We start from the raw sequence: 20,255 nt of genomic DNA, 5'->3' as shown, positions 1-20,255 counted from the left end.
CAGCCGCCCGCGGCCAGGCGGGAGGCCACCCGGGTGATGTCGTCGTCGTCGGGGTGTTCGTGGACCAGGTGGGCGATGGCGTCCTCGATCTCGGCGCGGTCGATCCTGCCGTCCTCGAGGGCGTGCCCGGCCGGCGCCGACAGTTCGTCGACGATCTCGCCCACCTCGGTCTCGGTGAGGTGGCGATGCAGGACGGCGAACAGTGCGACGTAGTCCTCCCGGGGGATCCCGTGCGGGTAGCCGCCGCGAACCCAGGCCAGAACCTTCGCCGGGACTGCGGTGATCGATGTCCGATGCACGACAGGTCGTCCTTTCTGTGCGTCAGGAGATGTGGATTCCGAAATCGTGGGCGAGGAAGTCCTTCATGATGAAGAGTATTCCGGCGACGATCGCGACGAGGATCACCGCGAAGCATGCCAACCCGGCGAACAGAGCGGCCGGTGTGCGGGTGACGCCGTTCCGTCCGCGGTCGTCGTGGCCCCCGGCAACAGGAACCGGATTCCGAGCGCGAAGACGGCGGGCAGGCCGGCACCGAAGAGCAGGCCGATGAGCACGACCTGCCAGAGCGAGTCCACGGTGTCCATGAACACTCCTCGTTGACGTTCGAGGTGTCGATCGGGTTGCGGCGCGAGCGCAGGTACAGGGCGGCGGCCGCGATCAGGAGCAACGCGAACACCACGAGGACGCCGGGCAGCCCGCCGATCACGTCGGCGATCAGCCAGCACACCGCCCCGACCACGGCGGCGGAGGGCAGGGTGAACAGCCACGCGACCGCCATCCGGCCGGCCACACCCCACCGGACCTCGGCCCCGGACCTGCCGATCCCGGTGCCGAGGATGGATCCGGTCGCGACCTGGGTGGTCGAGAGCGGGAGGCCGAAGTGGCTGGAGGTGAGGATGATTGCGGCCGAGGACGCCTCGGCGGCCATCCCCTGGGGCGAGGTGATCTCGACCAAACCCTTCCCGAGCGTGCGGATGATCCGCCAACCGCCGAGGTAGGTGCCCAGGGCGATCGCGAGGGCGCACGAGAGTTTCACCCAGAACGGCATCGCGGTGTCGGCGGTGATGCTGCCGTACGCCACCAACGCCAGGAAAATGATGCCCATCGTCTTCTGAGCATCGTTGGTACCGTGCGCGAGCGAGACCAGCGAGGCCGACCCGATCTGCCCCCCAGCGGAAACCTTGTTCCTTCGCGTTTTCCTCGACTCTCGCGGTGATGCGGTAGATCAGCCGGGTGCCGGTGGCGGCCACCAGGCACGCGACCACCGGTGCGAGCACCGCCGGAACGAGGATCTTGCTCACCACCCCGGACCACTCGACGCCGCCCATCCCGAGGGCGGCGATGGTCGCCCCGATCAGGCCGCCGAACAGGGCGTGCGACGAACTCGACGGAATGCCCAGCAGCCACGTCAGCAGGTTCCACAGGATGCCGCCGACGAGGCCGGCGAAGACGATGATCAGCAGCGCCTGCCCACCGGTGTCACCGAGGTTGACGATCCCCTTGGCCACCGTCGCGGCGACCTCGACCGACAGGAACGCGCCCACCAGGTTGAGAATCGCCGAAAGCGTCACCGCCACCTTGGGTTTGAGCGCCCCGGTTGCGATCGAGGTGGCCATGGCGTTCGCGGTGTCGTGGAATCCGTTGGTGAAATCGAAACCCAGTGCGGTGACGACCACGATAAGAAGAACGACAAATTCTGCGTTCACTGTTCCAGTCTGGTCGGTGCGGACCCGGCGAACCACCCCCACCTGGGTGCGGGCGTGCGTCAGCGCGGTGTGCGGACTGCCGACCGACGCGGTTTCGGGGTGTGCGATGACGGGACCTGCACCGGACATCGCGGCCTCCTCGATGGGTGGGTGCCCCGCGCGATATGGTGCCCTGATCGAATGGCTCCGGAGCTGTCGACGCCCGGCGGCCGCCGACTCCGGCGGCGGCTGGGGCAGGTTGGCGGGGCGGGAACTCACTGCTTGCGGGTGTACCTCGGTCGGCGCCGGTGCAAACGCGGTTGTGCACATCGGTTACGGCGACGCGGTCTCCGGCGACTGCGGTCCGGTGGGTGAGCGGGTGTGTGGCTCGGAGGCCAGGACCTGGCCCGCCGCGATGACGAGGGCGACGGGCCAGTCGATGATTCCCAGCGCTGCGAGGGCGCCGAGGTCGGTGAAGAAGGCCAGCTGCTTGGGGCGGGGGATGCTCACGCGCCCCAGGATCGGCAGTGTCACGGCGAACCGTTCGCCGCGGCGTACCCGTTCCATCGTGTCCCGGTGCGACGAGCGGGTGTCCGTTTTCTCGGTCACGGCGGACCTCCTTACGAACTGCGTTGCGCCGGAGGCGAACAGGGCCTGCAGCTCGATGCCGGTCAGCGCGGGGACGAGGCTGCGTGCCTGTCAGTATCCGGGGGTGCTCAGGGGTGGTCGGCGTCGGGGCCGGGCCATCGCTTCTTCTCGCCCGCGTGCGCGTGACGGACCAGGACGAACATGCGCACCTACTCTCCGCGACCACGGCCATCGGTCGGCGATGCCGTGTTGCCCGGAGCCAAGTTACCCACCTTGTGCACCGATTGTTCATTTTTCGTTCACCGAGGATTAGGCTTGCGGCCGGGGGAATTCGGCCCACGCGTCCGAGTCGCGGTGGGCATTGATGCGACCAGTGAAACTGGGTGGATGTCATGGGGATTGTGCAAGGTACGACGCGGTTGGTCACGGGAGCGGGTGAGGCCGTGACGGCCACCGCCGGTGCCGTCGGTGGTGCCGCGGTGGGAGCGGTGGCCGGAAGTATGCGGGGCGCGGCGACAGGAGTGCGCGAGGGGGTCAAGGTCGGCAGCCACTCCACACCCGCCGCGTTGTTGACGATGGGGGCGATCGGTGCGGCGGGATTGGTCGAGTGGCCGATCGTCCTGGGGGCGGGCGGCACCGCGCTGGTGCTGCACCAACTGCACGCCGCACGGTCTGGCAAGACGACTGCGACGACATTGGCGACCACGTCGACCGCCGGAGATCGGGGCGCCGCCGAATCCGCGGCGGCATCGGTGGAGGCTGCGGGACCGACCGACAAACCCGCCGCTGCGCCCGGCCCAGCCGGCACATCCGGTGCCGGAAAGACATCGTCGACCGGCTCTGTGAAGGCGCGGCCCGTTCGGTCGACGCCGCAGCCGTGAAATCCTCGAGCACGAGCACCGCACCCGCACTTCGGTGAGGCGGTGTCGATGTTCGCGGTAGTGGTGCTGCCGGGTGGGTCTGTCGTGAGTGCGACAGCAGTGGCCAGGGGCCTGGCGGCCATCCCGGGCCGCTGCCTGCGGGCCGGGACCCGGGCTGCGGGTGTCGGCGCCGCGACGGCCCTGGACACCACCGTTGTGGGGGCGGCGACCGTTCTCGGTGTCGGGTCGGTGCTCCTGCGGGCGCCCTCATCCGTTGCTGCGGGGTCGCCGTCTCCTCGGGCGGTCGCGCGTGCGGCTGCCGGTGGTCTGCGTGAGGCGGCCGGGGGGAGCCCGGCACGGCGATTCGGGTCGGGTTCCGAGCGCACTTGGGTCGAGGTGCGTGGGCTGGTCGGTCCGCAGGGACCGGAGGTGGCCGACCGGGTGCTGTCGGCGGTCCGCACCCTTCCGGGTGTCGAGGCCGCCGACGTGCATCGTCCGTGGTCGCGGATCGTGGTGTCCGCCGGGCCGGACGGTCCCAGCGAGGAGACGTTGTGCCGGGTTGTCGACGACAACGACACCGCCACGGCGACAAAGATTTCGGATCATCGTCCCATCGATCTTCCTGGCGACGACGTGGTGCTGGTCGCCCGGGCGGTGGGTGCCGCGGCCGCGACCGTGGGCTTGGGTGTCGCGCTGGCCGGGCGATTTCTGCGTCTGCCCCGGTTGCCGACCGCCCTGGCATCGGGGGTGGTCTCGGTCGACTACCAACCGCGGCTGCGGGGATGGGTGGAGAAGGCGGTGGGCCCAGGTGCCACCGATCTGCTGTTCGCGACCGCGACCGCGACCGTATACACGCTGACTCTGTCGCCGGATTCGCTTGCGCTTGACGCCGCGCTGCGGGGCGCGCTGGTCGCGGAGACGTGGTCGGCGCGGCGGGCGTGGCAACGCGTGGAGCCGGCTCTGCATGCCGCTGTCGACGGCCCACCCGCATCCCTGCCACGACGGGTCGCACCCACCGGCCTGGTTGAGCGCTACGCCGAACGCGCCGGCCTGGCGGGCCTGGTCGGCGACGTGGCACTCGGCGCCGTGACCCGCAACCCCGCCAGCATCGGGATCGCGACGCTGGTGGCCGCCCCCAAGGCGACCCGGTCCGCGCGGGAGCTGTTCGCCGCCACCCTGGGACGGGGGCTGGCCGACCGGCACGACGTGTTGCCGCTGCACCCGGAGGCGCTGCGCCGCCTGGACCGGGTCGGTGCGGTGGTGATCGACCCTCGCGCCCTCTACACCCCGCAGCTGACCGTCAGCCGGGTGCTCGGGGTGCGCGACGGGGATCGCACCCGGGTGTGGGAAGCGGCCCGCACCGCGGTCAATCAGGGCCGGCTCGCCGCGGGGTGGCATCCGGTGACCGCCGTGCCCGGCGTCGCGGGTACCGCCCTGGACGACGCTTCCGATGACGGTCCTCGGGTCCTGGTCAGCCCGGTCCACGACCCGTACGCGTCGGCGGTCGTCGCCGAGGCCCGCCGCGCCCAGGTCGAGGTCGTCTCGGTCGACGACGACGCCCTCCGCTCACTGCGCAACGGATTCAATCGCCTCGTCCCGCTGGCCGGCTCGATCGACGACACCCTGCGCGAGGCGGTGACCCAGCTCCAACGAGACGGTCGAGCAGTCGCGGTGGTCGCGGCGGGGGCACCCGAGACCCTCGTGCGGGCGGACGTCGGAGTCGGTGTCACCCGCGACGGTGCTCCACCGCCGTGGGGTGCGCACCTGTGGGCCGCCGACCTGACCGGGGTGTGGCGCATCCTGCACGCGATCCCGGCGGCGCGGACAGCCAGCCGCCGGGGTATCGAGATCTCTGCGCAGGCGTCGGCACTCGGCACCCTGCTGCTGCTGCCCGGTGTTCCCGGCAGCGGACCGGAACCGGTCACCGCCGGGGCGGCCCTCGGTCTGTGGGTCGGTCGCTCGAAGGCCCGGGGCGTGCTCACCGCGCCGCTGCCCGCACCACGGCCGGGACATGAGTGGCATGCGATTCCCGCCGCCGAGGTGCGCGAGCTGCTCCCCACGCCGCGCAGGGACGACCACACCTCCCAGATTCCGAAACGCCGATACTCCGGGTTCGCCACCACCGGACCCGTACGGGCAATCGGTCGCATCGGCGTCCGGCCCGTCACCACTACGTGGCACTTTCTCCGCGCGGTGCGCGACGAACTGGACGATCCGCTGACCCCGATCCTCGCGACCTGCTCCGCGGCGAGCGCGGTGCTGGGCTCACCGATCGACGCCGTACTCGTCGGGTCCGTTCTCGTGCTCAACGCCGGCATCTCGGCAACCCAGCGACTGCGCGCCGAAGAGGTCTTGAATCGCCTTCTCGCCGTTCAGGATGCGCCGGCACGCCAGCTCACCGAGCTCAAAGACGCCTACGACCCGGTGGATGCCGCCGACTGTGGGGCCGACCGCCGCTACGTCGACATCGCGGCGGACCGGCTCCGGCCGGGCGAGGTCATCGAGGTCCGCCCCGGCGAGGTGGTCCCCGCCGACGGACGACTCCTCGCCGCCGAGGGGGTCGAGGTCGACGAGTCGGCGCTGACCGGGGAATCGCTGCCGGTGGTCAAACAGACCGATCCCACACCGGGTGTGCCGCTGGCCGAGCGCACCTGCATGCTCTACGCCGGAACCACGGTGCTGACCGGGACCGCCGTGTCGCTGGTGACCGCGACCGGCCGTACCACCGAGACCCGGCGTGCCACCGCCCTCGCGCCGGCGAAGGTGCGGGAGGTGGGCCTGAACGCACAGCTGAGCCGGTTGACCCGGCGGGCGATGCCGGTCAGTTTCGGCGGCGGCGGCATCGTCACCGGAATCGGTCTGCTCCGCGGCGCCGGCGTGCGATCCGCCGTCACCAGCGGAGTCGCGGTCATCGTGGCGGCGATTCCCGAAGGACTGCCGTTGGTGGCCACCCTCGCGCAGATGTCCGCCGCCCGCCGGCTCACCCGGTCCGCGGCCCTGGTCCGCGTCCCGCGGTCGGTCGAGGCGCTCGGGCGGGTCGACGTGGTCTGTTTCGACAAGACCGGCACCCTCAGCGAGAACCGGCTGCGCGTGTCCGCCGTGGAACCGGCACCGGGATTCACGCGGAAACAGGTACTGTCCTACGCCGCGCGCACGGGGTGGTCGTCGAACGGTGGACCGCCCGATCACGCCACGGACGTCGCGATCGTGGACGCCGCCGACGCCGAACACGCGCACGAGGGCGAGGGCGACCGGACCCGGCAGGCCTACCTGCCGTTTCGTTCCGGCCGGTCCTACGCCGCCGCGGTGTCCGGCACCCATCTCGCGGTGAAGGGCGCACCCGAGGTGATGCTCGAGTCCTTCGGCGAATCCGACGGTTCGCTCGCGGGGCGGGTGCACGGGATGGCCTCGGCAGGTTTGCGGGTGATCGCCGTCGGCCAGCGTGGGCTCAGCACGGACGAAGCGGCAGCGGCCGCCGAGGACCCCGACGCCTTGGCGCGACTCGCTGAACGCGAGCTCGAGCCGGTCGGGTTGCTCGGCCTGGCCGACACTCCCCGCGCCGACGCCGTCGGCCTGCTGCCCGCGCTGCTGGACCAGGATGTCGGTGTCCGCCTGATCACCGGGGACCACCCGGTCACCGCCATCGCGATCGCCGACGAATTGGGGATGCCGGTCACCCCGGAGCAGGTGATCAGCGGCACCGACTGGGACGACCTCTCGCACCGCGAACAGGAGCGGGCAGTCGAGGACCGTCGGGTGTTCGCCCGCATGTCCCCCGAACACAAGGTGCAGATCGTGCAGACCCTGGAGCGGATCGGCCGGGTGTGTGCCATGGTCGGCGACGGCGCCAACGACGCCGCCGCCATCCGGGCGGCCAGCGTCGGCATCGGAGTGGCCTCCCGCGGCAGCGCTCCCGCCCGCGGCGCGGCCGACGTCGTCCTCCTCGACGGCAAGGTCGGGGCCCTGCTCGACGCACTGGACGAAGGTCGCCAACTCTGGCGGCGGGTGCAGGCCGCAGTCGCCGTCCTCGTCGGCGGCAACGCCGGTGAAGTCGCCTTCGCCCTGATCGGCAGCGCCGTCTCCGGGCGCTCCCCGTTCAACCCCCGCCAGCTGCTGCTGGTGAACATGCTCACCGACGCGCTACCGGCCGCGGCCCTGGCGGTCAGCCCCACCAGCCACAACGGTGTCGCCACCCGGGGACCCGACGAGGCAGCGCTGTTGCGCACCGTCGCCTTCCGCGGCACCACCACCGCCGCCGGCGCCACCGCGGCCTGGGCTATGGCCAGCCTGACCGGCGGACCCCGGCGGGCCTCCACCGTCGCCCTGGTCGCACTCATCGGCACCCAGCTCGGGCAGATTCTGCTGGACTCGCGCAGCCCCCTCGTTCTGACCACCTCGGTGGGGTCCCTTGCCGTCATGACGGTGTTGATCAGCACCCCCGGAGTGAGCCAGTTCCTCGGCTGTGTGCCCCTGGGCCCGCTCGGCTGGGCGCAAGGCTTCGGATCCGCCGCGGCAGCCACTGCCACCGCGGCCATCGCACCCGACCTGATCGCCCGGAGACCGGGGCTCAGCCCCACGATCCGCGAACTACTCCACACCGCAGGTAACCACGACCGCACACTGTCCTTCTCGGACAGTCCCGTCGACGTCCTCAGCGGCGGGTGGAAGGAGTGAGGTTCGCTCGATGATCTCGATTACGCCCACCCGCACCAGCAGCGCGTACAGCTCCCGCAACGGCGGCGTGAATACCCGCGCCACCACGGACACCACCGGATCTCCACCCACATCGACCACAGAGTTCGCCACGCTGCCACCCTGCGCACCCGAAACGAACCCCCGGTAAACCCCACATAGTGCGGAGGCAAGCAATGACCGACAAATCACCCACCAATCCGTCCCACCGGGACACGGTCGAACGCGTGCGCCACGCCGACAGCTTCGCTGTGAAGCTGCCGATCGTGGGGAGCGTCGGCATCCCCCGGCCCGAGCACCTGGCGTTCTACGCCGCCCTCGGTGTCCTCGCGGCACTCGAGGTCATCGAATGGCCCGTCGCCGTGATCGTCGCCGCCGGGCATGTCATGGCCGCCGAGGAACACCACCGCACCCTGCACGAGGTCGGCGACGCGCTGGAGTCGGCCTAATACCGAAAAGGTCAGTGACCAACGCCCGAGCTGTGTACCCGGAGCCTCCGTGCGTCCACCGTTCCTCTATGGTTCTGTCCCCCAACAGGTCACGGCCGGGCTGCGATCCCGCGCGTGACACTCGGCGCCCTCCCGATGTCCTCCTCCGCTTCGAATATCGGCTCGTCCGCCTCCCCCTGCAGTTGGTCGAGAACATCGCGGTCACCCACCTCGACGAGCAGGGGCCGGTTGCGACTTGCCTACCAATAGTTGCTTATCGGCTGCGACCGCGCCGCCGCCTACCTCCTCGACGACGAGAATTCGGCTGCACGTGCCGCCGCACTCAAGCGACAGATGGCCGGCGTCCGCTTGCTGATCGCGCGCGAACAGCACCGCACTAATCATGCAAAGGTGATCGTGCTGGACCGGCAGCGGGCACGGTTCACTGAACGTCATTGCCACGAACGGGGGCCAGACCCGGACCCGACCTGAACTCTCACGCGATAGCGGGTGCCTGCTTCCGCGGCGAGCCGGCTCCGAGCGACTGTTTGACAGGTTTCCCTGACCGCACCGGACCATGCCAGCGCGATGGGTGTCCCCGCGGACAACAGGAATGAAAAGGTGAGCGCCTAACACTCAATATGGTTCTTGACCAGGATGTTCTGTAGGGAGAAAATTGCGTCTGATGCACTCAAGCTAGGTTGGTGCCGTCCACGGTTGGTTGCAGTATTCGAGGCCGGGCCCCACCTGTCGAGGAGGCCTCATGGCTCGAGCCGTCGGCATCGACCTCGTTACAGCGATCTCGGTCGTGTCTGCACAGGAGGCCGGCGAGCCCGTACTGCCGGCCAACACCGAAGGCTCACGCACCACCTCGTCGGTCGTCGCGTGCGCCAAGAACTGCCACGTGCCAGTCGGCCTGCCTGCCAAGAACCACCCCGTCACCAACGTTGACCGCACCACCCGCTGAGCGCGGGAGGAAGGAGATGGCCAGTGACGCAGCGGGAATGGTTGGAACGCGACTTCTATGCCGACCTGGGCGTCCCTTCGAACGCGTCGGTCGAGCAGATCAAGAAGGCCTATCGCAGGCTCGCCCGCGCTCTGCACCCGGATGCCAACCCGCAGGACCCCCGAGCCGAGGACCGCTTCAAGACAGTCAGCGAGGCACACGCCGTGCTCTCGGACCCGGTCAAACGCAAGGACTACGACGAGGCACGCAGGCTGTTCACCGCCGGCCCCTTCGACCGCACCCGATTCCACCCCGGCGAGCGAAGCGCCGGCGTCAGCGGCGATTTCGACTTCGGCAACCTGTTCGCGCGAGGCTCAACCTCCTCCACCGCGGGTGGCGGAATAGGCGACCTCTTCAACCGTGCCGGCAATCGGACCACCGGCACACGACCACGGCGCGGCAGCGACGTCGAGACCGACACCCGGCTGCCCTTCCGTGACGCCGTCCGAGGCGTCGTGGTGCCACTTCGAGTGAGCACTACTTCCACTTGCACCGCATGTCACGGCAGCGGCGCCACGCCCGGCACCACCGCGAGAGAATGCCCACGCTGCAACGGGATGGGATTGGTCACCCGGAACCTGGGGGCATTCGGGTTCAGCGAACCCTGCGACGACTGCCGTGGCACCGGCACCCTCATCGACGCACCGTGCCCGGACTGTCAGGGCGCCGGCATCGGGAATCGCACCCGCACGATCAACGTCCGGGTGCCGCCCGGCGTGCGCGACGGTCAACGCATCCGCATCCCCGGCCGGGGCGAACCGGGCCTGCAGGGCGCACCTGCGGGCGATCTGTATGTGAGCGTGCACGTCAACACGGACCCGGTGTTCGGCCGCGACGGCGATGATCTCACCGTCACGGTTCCGGTCACCTTCAGCGAACTAGCCTTGGGTGCAACGATCTCCGTCCCCACCCTCGACGGCCACGTCGGAATGAGGATCCCAGCCGGCACGGCAGCGGGACGGACCTTTCGAATTCGCGGTCGCGGAGTGCCCGTACGCGGCGGCACGGCGGGCGATCTGTTGGTCAGAGCCGAGGTCACGGTGCCACCGAAGCTGGACAGCACGGCAGCCGAAGCCCTGCGGGCCTACGCGCAGGCCGAGAAGGCAACAGGATTCGACCCCCGTGCCGGGTGGGCAGGCAAGAGATGACTTCGACATCCGTCCGCAGGGGAGGAACTGCCGTTCACCGATCCCGTTCGGTGTGCGGTTCGGTCGGCTGCCACGCTCCACAAGCGGATTGAACGAGGCAATGCGCAGTGAGGTGTAGGACACGATGACTCCCGGGTGGACTTCGGACAACACAGAAGGCGGCGGGTGGTGATGTCGGGGGCGCCGATGAGATCGCGGGCCCGCGGTCAGCAGCCTATCGGTGTGCAGGCGGGGGAACGGCCGAACCCGCCTGTGCACCGCGCAACAACTGTGCATTCGAAGCGAAATGCATTGGACTGCAATTTTATTGGCCGAGTTTATGTCGGTGATGCGCAACCGATCGTTCACCGAATGCGAAGGAACACAACCACACCCGTACATACGACATTCTCCATGTCGCGCGCACGCACACACGCCACGGCCGACGGGATGATCGTCGTGTGCAATCACATCGACGGGTGGTCTCTCCGTCTCGACGAGCGGGAGGCGGTGCGACTGGCCTGTGAGCAGTTCCTCAGCGAAGCGACCGCGCGACTCGCCGGGGATCATCGACTGGTCCGTCGCCTCGGTGATCGCGGCGGGGCAGTTCGTGGCCTCCGGGCCGCACCCGCCGAATCGGAGGCGCCAAAAGTCGGCGTGGCGGTCATCGAGCGGATCCTCGGCGCACCGCGGCGCCACCATCGGCGCCGTCATGGATCCCGACCCACCGACCGTGACACCCGACACCGACGAGGAACACGCCGCGTGGCAGGCGGCGCAGGACGGAAAGCCCGGACTCGCCGTGGTGGACGCCGACGGCCGGTTCCGGGGTCTGATCGCACCGCAACAGCTGCTCACGGTGCTCGCGCACGAGCACGACGAGGACCTGGCCCGGCTCGGCGGGTTCCTGCACTCGGTCGAAGCGGCCCGCGCGTCGAGCGTCGAGACGGTGGTTCGTCGGCTGTGGCACCGGCTGCCCTGGCTGCTCGTCGGACTGCTCGGCGCGATGCTTTCGGCGGGTTTGATGGCGGGATTCGAGAAGCAGCTGGACGCCAACCTGGCGGTGGCCTACTTCGTGCCCGGCATCGTCTATCTCGCCGACGCCGTCGGCACCCAGACCGAGACCCTGGCGATCCGCGGGCTGTCGGTCGGGATCGGGATCCGGCGCATCGTTGGGCCGGAAGTCCTCACCGGGTTCTGGGTCGGCACCATTCTCGGCGTGGTGATGGCACCGATGGTCGCGCTGATGACCGGGGACTGGGAGCTCGCGGCCGCGGTTGCGGTCGCGGTGTTGTCCGCCAGTGCCATCGCCACGACGGTGGCGATGGCACTGCCCTGGTTGCTGCATCGGCTCGGCAGGGACCCGGCCTGCGGCTCCGGGCAGCTGGCCCCCGTGCTCCGGGACCCGCTGTCGATCGTGATCTACCTCGCGGTCACCACGTTCCTGACGTGAGAGCGCCCCGGCGCCGATCGGCCTCCACACACGGCGGACGCATGCCACGCCCCATCCGGCCGGACGAGACGACATGAGTTCCATCGCAGGAACTGATCGGTCACCAGCTCATCGACCCGTTCGTCCGCCCAGATCAGGTCCGATGCGGCCGCATGGTCTCGGGCCCGCAGGACGTCCCGCGCCGCCCCCGCCCGGCCGTGGCGGCGCCACCCATGTCCGAGATGCTGCCTCGCAGCTTGTGGGAGCGACCGGCTCGGGGTGGTGCAGCCGCGCCCCTCGGCGATGTGAACTGAGTGACGGCCTCCCACACGGTTACGTCGGCACCAGCGCCTGGAGTTTCTCGCGGGCGAGTCGCTCGACCAGCAGGGGAACGAAGTCGCGCACCTTCCTGTTCGCGAAGTGTTCGTGCGCCGAGTGCACCGCCTGCTCGATGCTCTCCCGGGGCAGATCCGGATACCGGACGTTGGCGGTCGATGACGTGGTCGATGTGCAGCAGCCTTCATCGCGCGTCATAGAAAATCCTCCGCCCCGGCGAGCGGCGGGGTCGAAGAGGGGATCGTCTTCTTCGCACCTTGGCCACGACAACGCCGATAGGCACACCTCACACCCGTTCGGTGCCGGGGTCGTCGACTGCCGGGGCGGGCGACGGGTCGGGGTGATCCATTCGCTCGAGATGGGCCTTGATCCATTGGTATTGACCCGCCCAGGAGGGCGCGTGGGCGAGTAGTCGACTGGTACGTCAGTCACGGATACTCATTTCTTCCGACGTCGGTGCAGTGCGGGCGCATGTGGCGGATCCCGAGAACGACCGAGACGCGAACCGCACCTGCACCGTGCCCCGCGGCGGGTGCTGCGTCAAGGCGCACGGGTGCATCTTCGCCCGGTGCGGCGATCGGTGGCCAGGCTGTGTACTCGGTCTAACCACGGTCTAACCAGCTACGCCCGCCGCGCTGCGGCCTTCGGTGCGGCCGGTGTTTACGAACGGGACCAGGGAATTTCGTGCGGGCACACCGTTGCCGCGGCCACGGCGAGGATGCAGCATTGAGGCCGTGCGCCGATCACGCTGGCCCGCGATCGCACCGCCGACGTGCGGCGGTGTCCAGGTGCACGGCCACCGGCTGCTGGCCGCCGATACTCACCTGACCCTGGACCTGGTCCGCATCGTGGCGTTCCCCGGTGGCCTCGGTGTCCACCTCACCCTGACCCCCATCGGCCGGCCCGCCGAGCGGGCCCGGTATCAAACCCGGACGCTGACCGATCCCGCCGACCGATCGGCCAGCTGGTCCTACCTCGCGGTGCGCGCCGGGACGGGTCACCTCGCCGTTGCGGACCCGTACCTGCCAAAACCGGACGTCCACACCCGCGACCAGGGGCAGTGCATCTACTGGTGTGGAACATCGTCAACCGCCTTGCCAACGCGTTCGGCTTCACCCTCCGGGAAGGCCAGTTGCACAGCGGTACCCGCGCCCTGCACCGTTTCGGCTACCGCTTTCCCGGCTTCCTGCTCGCAGACGGCGAGAAACCCGACGACAGTGACGATGTCGTGGCCAACCTCCGCCACTCGGTGTTGAACAGGCCCGCCGTCACCGACCCGGGCCTGCGCACCGCCGCCGCGGCCGGCCACCCGCTTCCCGAACCGTGGCAGGCCTACGCCGCGATGGTCCGCGACGCCTCCTACACGATCACCGATACCGACATCGGCCGGCTCCTCGCCGCCGGACCCACCGAGGATCAGGTCTTCGAGGTCACCGTCGCCGCGGCGGTCGGCGCGGCCCTGGAGAGTTTCGATGCCGGAATGTCCGCACTGGGACACAGGTCCACGAGCTGAATCGAGCAGATCGTCGGGAGAAACCTGACACAGGATGTCAGGGTCTCGGTGCGAGCATGGTGTCACCGTTCGGCGCCGGGCCCCGGATCGACATCGACACAGACAAGGACCTCCATGCGCGAAACACGAGAAGAGCTCGAAGAGCTCCAGACCCTCCTCGACGCCTCCCTGTCCCGCTCCACCGCACATCTGCGTTCGATCATCAACACCGAGAGCACCCTGACCGCAGAGCAGCTCACCCAGATCGTCACCGGCATGTGCACCCTCGCCCTGTCCACCGTCACGGCCAAGGGCGAACCGCGGATCAGCGGTGTGGACGGGCACTTCCTGCACGGGAAGTGGCACTTCGGCACGGCGCGCGGCGCCGCCAAGGCCCGGCACCTCGCCGCCCGCCCGGCCGTCAGTGCCGCGCACATGCGCGGTGAGGACCTGGGCGTGTTCACGCACGGCACGGTGGAGACCCTCAACCCCCGGGACGGCGAACCGGCCGCGGACTGGCCGGACCTGCTCGCCTACTTCAAGAGCTTCTACGGCGAAGACTTCTTCGACTGGGACAACGACGTGGTCTACTACCGGCTGCATCCGCACTGGATGACCGTCTACGCCGCCGATCTCGACGCGGCATCGGTTGCCGGGTGACGCGGTACCGTCGGCCGTGTGGCTCTCATCCATCACGCTCAACTGTCTCCGTCCAAGGCCGAGATGCTCGGCGAGTGGGTTCCTCGCCAACCGTGGATCGGGTCCGCCGACGCGTCGTCCCTCGAGGTCGTCGGTGCGTACCGGTTCGACGATCCGGCCGGGGAGGTCGGCATCGAAACCCACCTGGTCCGGACGGCGGACGGGCAGGTCGTGCAGGTGCCGGTGACCTATCGCGGTGCCCCGACGGCCGGTGCGGAGGCGTCGTTGATCACCACGATGCAGCATTCCGTGCTGGGTGAGCGCTGGGTCTACGACGCCTGCGCCGACCCGGTGTACGCGAGTGCGCTCGCGACGGCCATCCTGACGGGCGGGACCGAGGCGGAACTCCAGTTCGCCGCACCCGCCGAGCGCCGAGAGGTGACCACGAGGGTGTCGGGTAGCGGCTCACCGGGCTCGACCGTGCCGGTCGTCGGTGCCGTGACCTGTGCGAATGAGGGAACGGCCACCGTCATAACGGCGGCCGCTATCGGCATCCGGGTGTTCCGGGTGATCGATCCGGATCGGGTCGCGGACCTCGGCTCGCACACTCTGGAGGGCACCTGGCCGGGCCGAGGTGCGCCGGCGCTGCTCGCGATCGCGCATCCGACGGCTGACCACGACGTGTGACGCGGGACGGGCGGAATATCTCCGAGGACGGTACAGTTGAACCCGTCGACGGTGTCGGACATACCCCGGGTACCACATTAAAATTGTCGCCGAGAGCGACCACTTGCCGAGAGGCGATATGACGGCACCGTCGCAGAGGCCGCCGGCACCATATGGTGTCGGCGGCTTTTTTCTGCCGTGGACCTCACCCGACGGGCTCGAATCCGGCCAGCATCTGCTCGAGTGCGGCCTGGTCGGGCCCGATGAAGGGGTCTGACTTCGGTGCCTCGGCGAGCATGTCCAGAAACTCGGCGGTGCGGCCGTCCGCCGGGGGGAGGTGGGTGCTGAGGATCCATCGCGGGTCGAGCGCCCGGACCGCGGCGACGGTGCGCAGGAACTTCGTCTCGTCCACCAGGTGCACCCAGGGACTGTCGACGGTGGCCCACAGGTGCTGCGCGGCGCGGACGGCGCCGGGTGCGGAGTACCCGACGTCGTTGGCGGTGGCGAGTTCGGCGGTCTCCATCGGCGCCCCGAAGCAATCCGACGAGAAGCAGGCCTCGCTGCGGTCGTCGTAGAAGCCGACGGTGCTGGGATTGTCGAACAGCGGGGGCCGCAGCGCCGTCAGTGTGCGATCGCCGACGTCGAGGGATTGACCTGGATTGAGGAGGTAGACCCGGTCCATCGGGACGGGCCGTGCGCAGGACATGATGCCGATGCCCGCGAACGTCGTGATCAGGCGGGCGCGCGGCGCCGCGTCGAGAAGGTCGAACAACGCGCCGGTGTGATCGCGGTCCGGATGCGTCAGCCAGATCCACTCGACGTCCGCGGGGTCGAGCACTGATCCCAGGGCGTCCATGAAGCCGCGTCCGGGCAGGCTGAGTCCGGTGTCGACGACGACGGGTTCGGCGGCGTGGAGAACGTATGCGTTCACCGGTAGGTGCCCGATCCCCGGTACTTCGAGTTCGTCGCCGAGTACCGTGATGTCGCGTCGGATTCTGTTGATACGCATGGGATTGCCTTTCGCTCTTCGGGGCCGTCGCGGTGTGGAACCTGTCACCGACGCTAGGAGCGGTGGAGCGGGCGCACCATTCCACAATTCTGGTATTTCCGGCGCCGATCCGCGCTCGTACGCTTGACTCGTGAGCGTGGATTCCGTGCAGTGCGCGGCAGACAAGGTCGCACGATTGTGCGCCGCACCCCGCGGCCTGGTGTCGCTGTGGCGGGACGCGTCGGACGTCGTCGCCGGTGTCGTCCCGTACTACTGGACGCCGTGCTGGTTCACCCTCGACCCCGTGTCCATGCTGATGACCAGTCACTATCACTTCGGCATGGACGAATTTCCCGGAGAATGGCTGGCCGCCGAGTACTACGAGGACGACGTTCAGTCCGTCCCCGACGTAATGCGGTCCGCCGAAGGGATTTCCACGTTGCACGAAGCCGCGCACGGTGATCCGTCGGGAAGTCCGCGCTGGCGCCGGAACCGGACACTCGGTGGCGACCAGGAGTTGATTGCGCGGTTACGCACGCGCTCGGGAGAAACCTGGGGAGCGCTGAGCCTCTATCGCGACGAGGGGATGCCGATGTTCTCGGAAACCGAGAAGTCGTTCGTGCAGGAGATCGCGCCGGTCCTCGCGGGCGGTGCCCGCCGCGCACTGCTGTGCGGGCAGGCCGAGGAACCGGAGTATGCGGATTCGCCGGGTCTGCTCGTCCTCGACGAGAAGTGGAACATCGAATCCGCGACGCCCGGGGTCGACCGGTGGATGGTGGATCTGCCGGGCGGGGACTGGGATCGGGGGGAGTTGCCGGCCGCGGTGATCACTCTCGCCGGTCGCGTGTTGCGGTGTGTGGAAGACCGCGACCGGCTGGGCGACGTGGCCATCTCGCGGGTGCTGTCGCGGTCGGGGGCGTGGCTGGTGCTGCACGGGGCATGCCTGACGTCGACGGGCAGGCGGCGGATCGCGGTGATCGTGGAGCCGGCGCATCCGAGCCGTCTGTATCCGCTGCTGATGTCGGCGTACGGGCTGACCGAGCGCGAGAAGGAGGTTACGTCGATGGTGTTGCACGGGGCGTCGACTTCGCAGATCTCCGCCGAACTGCACGTGTCGGCGCAGACCGTGCAGCAACATCTGAAGAGCATCTTCGACAAGACCGGTGTGCACAGCCGACGCGACCTGGTCGGCAAGGTGTTCTTCCATCACTACGAGCCGCGGTTCCGTGACAACGAAAAGCGGACCGCCGCGGGCAGGCCTGTCCGCGGCGGTCCCTGGCCGACGCAGAGGGGTTGAGTTCCGATCCGGGCCGGTAGGGGCGGAGGCCTACTGTTCCTTCTTCAGGCGGGCGGCCAGCATGGCCTTGCCCAGATCGCCACCCTTCCGGCTCACGGCTTGGGCGCGGCGGAAGAAGTCGGCCAACTCGGCGTCACCGTCCATGTCGGCGTCCGAAATGTAACCCTCGAGACGCAGAGCGTTGCTCAGTGACGCTTCGACGAACCAAATCAGGTTGTAGTCCTTGTCCCGAACACCCGTCACCGAACGTGCATCTTGTTCGCTCATCAGTGCGTCCTTCCCGAGAAACGGCCGACTGTCTTGTGGTTCCTGCCTACCCGTGTGGTTGCATCGTAAACGTGAGGCGCGCCGGGCTCAGGCGAATGCCCAGTTCATCAGGGCGACATACAGCCCGGTTCCGACGACGATCGAGAGCACCGCATTCTTGCGCCACAGGTGCACCGCGGCGGTCGCCCCCACCGCGATCAGTTCGGGGATCCCGTGCGACGGGGCGGTGACGGAGACGTTCTTCAGCGAGTACGCCACCAGGATCAGCATGATCCCGGCCGGCAGGTAGACACCCAGGTAGCCGACGAGCGCGGACGAGCGCAACGGCATGACGATCGCGAAGGGGACGGCGCGCAGGGCGAACGTGACGATCGCCATGATCGCGATGGCCGCGAGGATGTAACCGGCGTCAGGCATCGGTGGCCACCTTTCGGCGGGCGAGGAAATAGCGGACGACGAGCAGGCTCACGAAGGCGCCCATCGCTATCGGCAGCATGTGTCCGGGGTCGACGAGGCGCGCGATCAGCGCGCACATCACGGCCATCGAGGGCACCGCGATACCCCTCTGGGACCGGATGGCCTCGATGGACAGCACGACGAACAGCGCGGTCAACGCGAAGTCGAGGCCGACGATGTTCTCCGGGATCCATTGCGCCGCGGTCGCTCCGAGCATCGCTCCACCGATCCAGTACGCGTGGAGATACAACTGCGAGTACACGACGACCCGGCCGGACATCGACTTCCGGTCGCCGGTGACCGTCATGGCGTACGCCTCGTCGGTCAGCGCGAACATGCTGTAGAAGCGGGCGAGCCGGCCCTTCACCCTGTCGAGGGGAAAGCTCAAGGCGTAGAACACGTGCCGGAAGTTCACCAGCAACGCGGTCAGCGCGATGTACGGGAGCGGCGTCATCGCCGCCACCATGCCGACCGCGATGAATTCGAGGGAACCGGCGTAGATCAGCGAGGTGAAGACCATCGCCCACCACGGGTTGAGGCCCTGCTGGACGACGAGCACCCCGAGGGCGATCCCCAGCGGAACCAGCCCGATCCCGACGGGAAGGGAAGCCTGTAGGGCGCGACGCCACTCCGGGGCGTGCCGGGGGTCGGAGTCGACGACTGCGGTCGTCGAGAGGGTTGCTGGATCGATCACCACGCAAATCTATAGCAACTATCCCGGTGCGCGATTGCGAGCAAATGCCCATTCTCCGCACTCTGCGCAATAATAGTTCAATGGATGACATCGATCACGCAATTCTGGACCACCTGCGGAATGACTCCAGTCTGACCAACACGGAATTGGCGGATCTGGTGGGTCTGACTCCCTCCCCGTGCCTGCGCAGGGTCAAGAAGCTCGAGGCGGACGGAGTCATCACCGGCTACCGCGCCATCGTCAGCCAGGAAGCGCTCGATCGGGGTTTCCAGGTGATCGTCACCGCCGAGATCGGTGTGAACGACCAGGCGACCATCGAGCAGTTCGAGTCCCGGGTCGCCGCCTTCGACGAGGTGATCGAATGCCGGAGGTTGTTCGGGATCCCCGACTACTTCATCCGGGTGGCGGTCCGCGACCTCGCGACGTACGAGAACTTCATGGCCACCAAGCTCAGCGGGCTCCCGGCGGTGTCGCGGGTCACCTCGTTGATCACGATGAAGACCATCAAGAGCGCCGACTGAGTCAGCGGTGCGCCGCGACCTCTCGGTAGAACTCGAGATGTTTCTGCGCGACGTCGTCCCATCGATGTGAGCGAGCGAAGGCGCGCCCCTCGTCGAGGGAGGCGCCGTCGGCAGGTTCGGTCAGGGCGCGTGCCATCTCCTCGTGGGTGGACGCGTACCGGACCGTCCCGCTAAAGACCTCCCGCAGGACCGGCAGGTCGCGTGCGACGACGGGAACGCCCGCCGCCAGGGCTTCCATCGCGGCCAGCCCGAATCCTTCCTTGGTGGAGAGGAAGGCGAACGAGTGCGCCTGGGCCACCAGCGAGGGGAGTTCGGCGTCGTCGATCGTTCCGAGAATGGTCGGTGTCACACCCAGCTCTGCGGCCCGCCGGTCGAACTCGTCCCGGTACCCCCGGTAGTCGAACAGGGTCTCGCCGCCGGCGAACACCAGCCGCAGGTCCGGTTGCTCCTTCGCGAGCAGGGCGTAGGCCTCCACCAGGTCGATGCTGCCCTTGCGTGGTTCGATACCGCCGACCGCCAACACGTAGTCGCCCAATTCACCGGCCCACCTGCGGCGACGCCGGGTGTCCTCGCGTGCTTCCTCGAATCGGGCGGCGTCCACGCCGTTCGGAATGACGGCGCAATCGAGACCCCACCCGGCCGAAACTTCGGCGGCGACGGCGGCGGACACGCAGATCCGCGCGTACGGATCCACGATCGCGCGCTCGTGGCAGGCGGCCAGCGCGGGCGTCGTGAACTGGTCGAGATGGTGGATGGTTCGCACGCACCGCCCGACGGCGTTGGCGCTGATGCAGTCCTGCGCGTGGACGATGTCGTAGGCCCCCGGTGGGAAGGCGGCGCGCATCGTCTCGATGGATCGGAGGATCCGCTCACCGACGGTCTCGTCGTCGACGTGTGCGAACGGCACCACCCGCACGGTGACAGTCGGGTCGACCGGACGGAAGAAGGCGGCGTCGCCGTGCCTGCCCAGAGTCCAGACCGTCACGTCCGCGCCCTGTCGGGCGAGGGCCTCGGCCAACGCCAGCGTGTGCACGACTCCCCCGCGAGGTTTGGTCGAATAGGTCAGCAGAGCGATCCGCAC

The 20,255-nt window shown here is 68.8% G+C and carries 18 protein-coding genes and 5 pseudogenes; 12 read left to right on the top strand and 11 right to left on the bottom strand.

Features of this window, described 5'->3' with window-relative positions:
* Nucleotides 1–2: 2 nt before the first annotated feature.
* The 4 genes and pseudogenes from HGB39_RS39180 to HGB39_RS32305 form a co-directional block, all read right to left on the bottom strand.
* Nucleotides 3–299 (bottom strand): annotated as a pseudogene (locus HGB39_RS39180) (DUF3349 domain-containing protein); the annotation flags it as partial.
* 22 nt (nucleotides 300–321) lie between these two features.
* A pseudogene (locus HGB39_RS32315) lies at nucleotides 322–584 on the bottom strand (hypothetical protein).
* 5 nt (nucleotides 585–589) lie between these two features.
* A pseudogene (locus tag HGB39_RS32310) lies at nucleotides 590–1,706 on the bottom strand (inorganic phosphate transporter); the annotation flags it as partial.
* A gap of 312 nt (nucleotides 1,707–2,018) precedes the next feature.
* Nucleotides 2,019–2,294: a hypothetical protein gene (locus HGB39_RS32305; protein ID WP_005568944.1), complete on the bottom strand. Its 276-nt coding sequence runs from the start codon at nucleotides 2,292–2,294 to the stop codon at nucleotides 2,019–2,021.
* A gap of 371 nt (nucleotides 2,295–2,665) precedes the next feature.
* Here HGB39_RS32305 and HGB39_RS32300 point away from each other — a divergent pair, with 371 nt between their 5' ends.
* Both HGB39_RS32300 and HGB39_RS32295 read left to right on the top strand, forming a co-directional pair.
* Entirely contained in the window at nucleotides 2,666–3,154 is a 489-nt protein-coding gene (locus HGB39_RS32300; RefSeq protein ID WP_043790886.1) for a hypothetical protein, read from the top strand.
* Between the two features lie 48 nt (nucleotides 3,155–3,202).
* Nucleotides 3,203–7,807: a cation-translocating P-type ATPase gene (locus tag HGB39_RS32295; RefSeq protein ID WP_081276590.1), complete on the top strand. Its 4,605-nt coding sequence runs from the start codon at nucleotides 3,203–3,205 to the stop codon at nucleotides 7,805–7,807.
* On the opposite strand, the gene HGB39_RS40020 is transcribed toward HGB39_RS32295, so the two are convergent.
* The gene (locus HGB39_RS40020; RefSeq protein ID WP_267204518.1) at nucleotides 7,721–7,900 is read right to left on the bottom strand and encodes an Rv1535 domain-containing protein; all 180 of its coding nucleotides are present in this window, start codon (nucleotides 7,898–7,900) and stop codon (nucleotides 7,721–7,723) included. The two genes, HGB39_RS32295 and HGB39_RS40020, sit on opposite strands and share 87 nt — an antisense overlap.
* A 101-nt stretch (nucleotides 7,901–8,001) precedes the next feature.
* Here HGB39_RS40020 and HGB39_RS32290 point away from each other — a divergent pair, with 101 nt between their 5' ends.
* From HGB39_RS32290 to HGB39_RS32270, 5 genes and pseudogenes are all read left to right on the top strand, one after another.
* Nucleotides 8,002–8,274, top strand: coding sequence for a hypothetical protein (locus HGB39_RS32290; RefSeq protein ID WP_005570511.1), 273 nt, complete (start codon nucleotides 8,002–8,004; stop codon nucleotides 8,272–8,274).
* Between the two features lie 249 nt (nucleotides 8,275–8,523).
* Nucleotides 8,524–8,745: a hypothetical protein gene (locus HGB39_RS40385; RefSeq protein WP_005570510.1), complete on the top strand. Its 222-nt coding sequence runs from the start codon at nucleotides 8,524–8,526 to the stop codon at nucleotides 8,743–8,745.
* Nucleotides 8,746–9,016: 271 nt separating this feature from the next.
* Nucleotides 9,017–9,217 (top strand): annotated as a pseudogene (locus tag HGB39_RS32280) (Hsp70 family protein); the annotation flags it as partial.
* A gap of 26 nt (nucleotides 9,218–9,243) precedes the next feature.
* Nucleotides 9,244–10,407 (top strand): molecular chaperone DnaJ, encoded by a 1,164-nt coding sequence (gene dnaJ / locus HGB39_RS32275; protein WP_005570506.1) that lies wholly within the window; start codon nucleotides 9,244–9,246, stop codon nucleotides 10,405–10,407.
* Nucleotides 10,408–11,040: 633 nt separating this feature from the next.
* Nucleotides 11,041–11,839 (top strand): annotated as a pseudogene (locus tag HGB39_RS32270) (magnesium transporter); the annotation flags it as partial.
* A 312-nt stretch (nucleotides 11,840–12,151) separates the two neighbouring features.
* Here the strand turns inward: HGB39_RS32270 and HGB39_RS32265 are convergent.
* A complete protein-coding gene (locus tag HGB39_RS32265; protein ID WP_005570502.1) occupies nucleotides 12,152–12,352 on the bottom strand; it encodes a three-helix bundle dimerization domain-containing protein in 201 nt (66 codons plus the stop codon).
* An 862-nt stretch (nucleotides 12,353–13,214) separates the two neighbouring features.
* Here HGB39_RS32265 and HGB39_RS32260 point away from each other — a divergent pair.
* The 3 genes from HGB39_RS32260 to HGB39_RS32250 all read left to right on the top strand — a co-directional run bounded on the left by HGB39_RS32260 (nucleotide 13,215) and on the right by HGB39_RS32250 (nucleotide 14,972).
* Nucleotides 13,215–13,667, top strand: a complete 453-nt coding sequence (locus tag HGB39_RS32260; RefSeq protein WP_247607563.1) for a hypothetical protein — start codon at nucleotides 13,215–13,217, stop codon at nucleotides 13,665–13,667.
* Between the two features lie 114 nt (nucleotides 13,668–13,781).
* Complete coding sequence (locus HGB39_RS32255) at nucleotides 13,782–14,306, top strand: pyridoxamine 5'-phosphate oxidase family protein (RefSeq protein ID WP_005570501.1); 525 nt, start codon at nucleotides 13,782–13,784, stop codon at nucleotides 14,304–14,306.
* A gap of 18 nt (nucleotides 14,307–14,324) precedes the next feature.
* Nucleotides 14,325–14,972 carry a CG0192-related protein gene (locus HGB39_RS32250; RefSeq protein WP_005570500.1) on the top strand — a complete coding sequence of 216 codons (648 nt, stop codon included), beginning with the start codon at nucleotides 14,325–14,327 and terminating at the stop codon, nucleotides 14,970–14,972.
* 184 nt (nucleotides 14,973–15,156) lie between these two features.
* On the opposite strand, the gene HGB39_RS32245 is transcribed toward HGB39_RS32250, so the two are convergent.
* Nucleotides 15,157–15,960 carry an MBL fold metallo-hydrolase gene (locus tag HGB39_RS32245; protein WP_005570499.1) on the bottom strand — a complete coding sequence of 268 codons (804 nt, stop codon included), beginning with the start codon at nucleotides 15,958–15,960 and terminating at the stop codon, nucleotides 15,157–15,159.
* A gap of 145 nt (nucleotides 15,961–16,105) precedes the next feature.
* On the opposite strand from HGB39_RS32245, the gene HGB39_RS32240 reads away from it, so the two are divergent.
* Nucleotides 16,106–17,236: a helix-turn-helix transcriptional regulator gene (locus HGB39_RS32240; RefSeq protein ID WP_043791904.1), complete on the top strand. Its 1,131-nt coding sequence runs from the start codon at nucleotides 16,106–16,108 to the stop codon at nucleotides 17,234–17,236.
* Between the two features lie 30 nt (nucleotides 17,237–17,266).
* On the opposite strand, the gene HGB39_RS32235 is transcribed toward HGB39_RS32240, so the two are convergent.
* From HGB39_RS32235 to HGB39_RS32225, 3 genes are all read right to left on the bottom strand, one after another.
* Complete coding sequence (locus tag HGB39_RS32235; RefSeq protein ID WP_005254663.1) at nucleotides 17,267–17,503, bottom strand: hypothetical protein; 237 nt, start codon at nucleotides 17,501–17,503, stop codon at nucleotides 17,267–17,269.
* An 87-nt stretch (nucleotides 17,504–17,590) separates the two neighbouring features.
* Nucleotides 17,591–17,920, bottom strand: coding sequence for a branched-chain amino acid transport AzlD family protein (locus HGB39_RS32230; RefSeq protein ID WP_005254662.1), 330 nt, complete (start codon nucleotides 17,918–17,920; stop codon nucleotides 17,591–17,593).
* Nucleotides 17,913–18,656 (bottom strand): AzlC family ABC transporter permease, encoded by a 744-nt coding sequence (locus HGB39_RS32225; RefSeq protein ID WP_005570497.1) that lies wholly within the window; start codon nucleotides 18,654–18,656, stop codon nucleotides 17,913–17,915. The genes HGB39_RS32230 and HGB39_RS32225 overlap by 8 nt, the downstream gene beginning before the upstream one ends.
* A gap of 77 nt (nucleotides 18,657–18,733) precedes the next feature.
* Between HGB39_RS32225 and HGB39_RS32220 the strand changes: the two genes are divergently transcribed.
* On the top strand, nucleotides 18,734–19,174 hold the full coding sequence (locus HGB39_RS32220) for an Lrp/AsnC family transcriptional regulator (RefSeq protein WP_005254660.1): 441 nt from the start codon (nucleotides 18,734–18,736) through the stop codon (nucleotides 19,172–19,174).
* A gap of 1 nt (nucleotide 19,175) precedes the next feature.
* Here HGB39_RS32220 and HGB39_RS32215 read toward each other — a convergent pair whose 3' ends face one another.
* Complete coding sequence (locus HGB39_RS32215; protein ID WP_005570496.1) at nucleotides 19,176–20,255, bottom strand: MSMEG_0565 family glycosyltransferase; 1,080 nt, start codon at nucleotides 20,253–20,255, stop codon at nucleotides 19,176–19,178.

Source organism: Rhodococcus opacus, from assembly GCF_012396235.1.
Taxonomy (GTDB): Bacteria; Actinomycetota; Actinomycetes; order Mycobacteriales; family Mycobacteriaceae; genus Rhodococcus_F; species Rhodococcus_F opacus.
This window is presented reverse-complemented; position numbering and strand designations above follow the sequence as displayed.

Coding starts and splice junctions, on each gene's coding strand:
- HGB39_RS32235 (WP_005254663.1), bottom strand. CDS start 17,503: ATGAGCGAACAAGATGCACGTTCGGTGACGGGTGTTCGGGACAAGGAC.
- HGB39_RS32245 (WP_005570499.1), bottom strand. CDS start 15,960: ATGCGTATCAACAGAATCCGACGCGACATCACGGTACTCGGCGACGAA.
- HGB39_RS32265 (WP_005570502.1), bottom strand. CDS start 12,352: ATGACGCGCGATGAAGGCTGCTGCACATCGACCACGTCATCGACCGCC.
- HGB39_RS32220 (WP_005254660.1), top strand. CDS start 18,734: ATGGATGACATCGATCACGCAATTCTGGACCACCTGCGGAATGACTCC.
- HGB39_RS32300 (WP_043790886.1), top strand. CDS start 2,666: ATGGGGATTGTGCAAGGTACGACGCGGTTGGTCACGGGAGCGGGTGAG.
- HGB39_RS32230 (WP_005254662.1), bottom strand. CDS start 17,920: ATGCCTGACGCCGGTTACATCCTCGCGGCCATCGCGATCATGGCGATC.
- HGB39_RS32295 (WP_081276590.1), top strand. CDS start 3,203: ATGTTCGCGGTAGTGGTGCTGCCGGGTGGGTCTGTCGTGAGTGCGACA.
- HGB39_RS32290 (WP_005570511.1), top strand. CDS start 8,002: ATGACCGACAAATCACCCACCAATCCGTCCCACCGGGACACGGTCGAA.
- HGB39_RS32255 (WP_005570501.1), top strand. CDS start 13,782: ATGCGCGAAACACGAGAAGAGCTCGAAGAGCTCCAGACCCTCCTCGAC.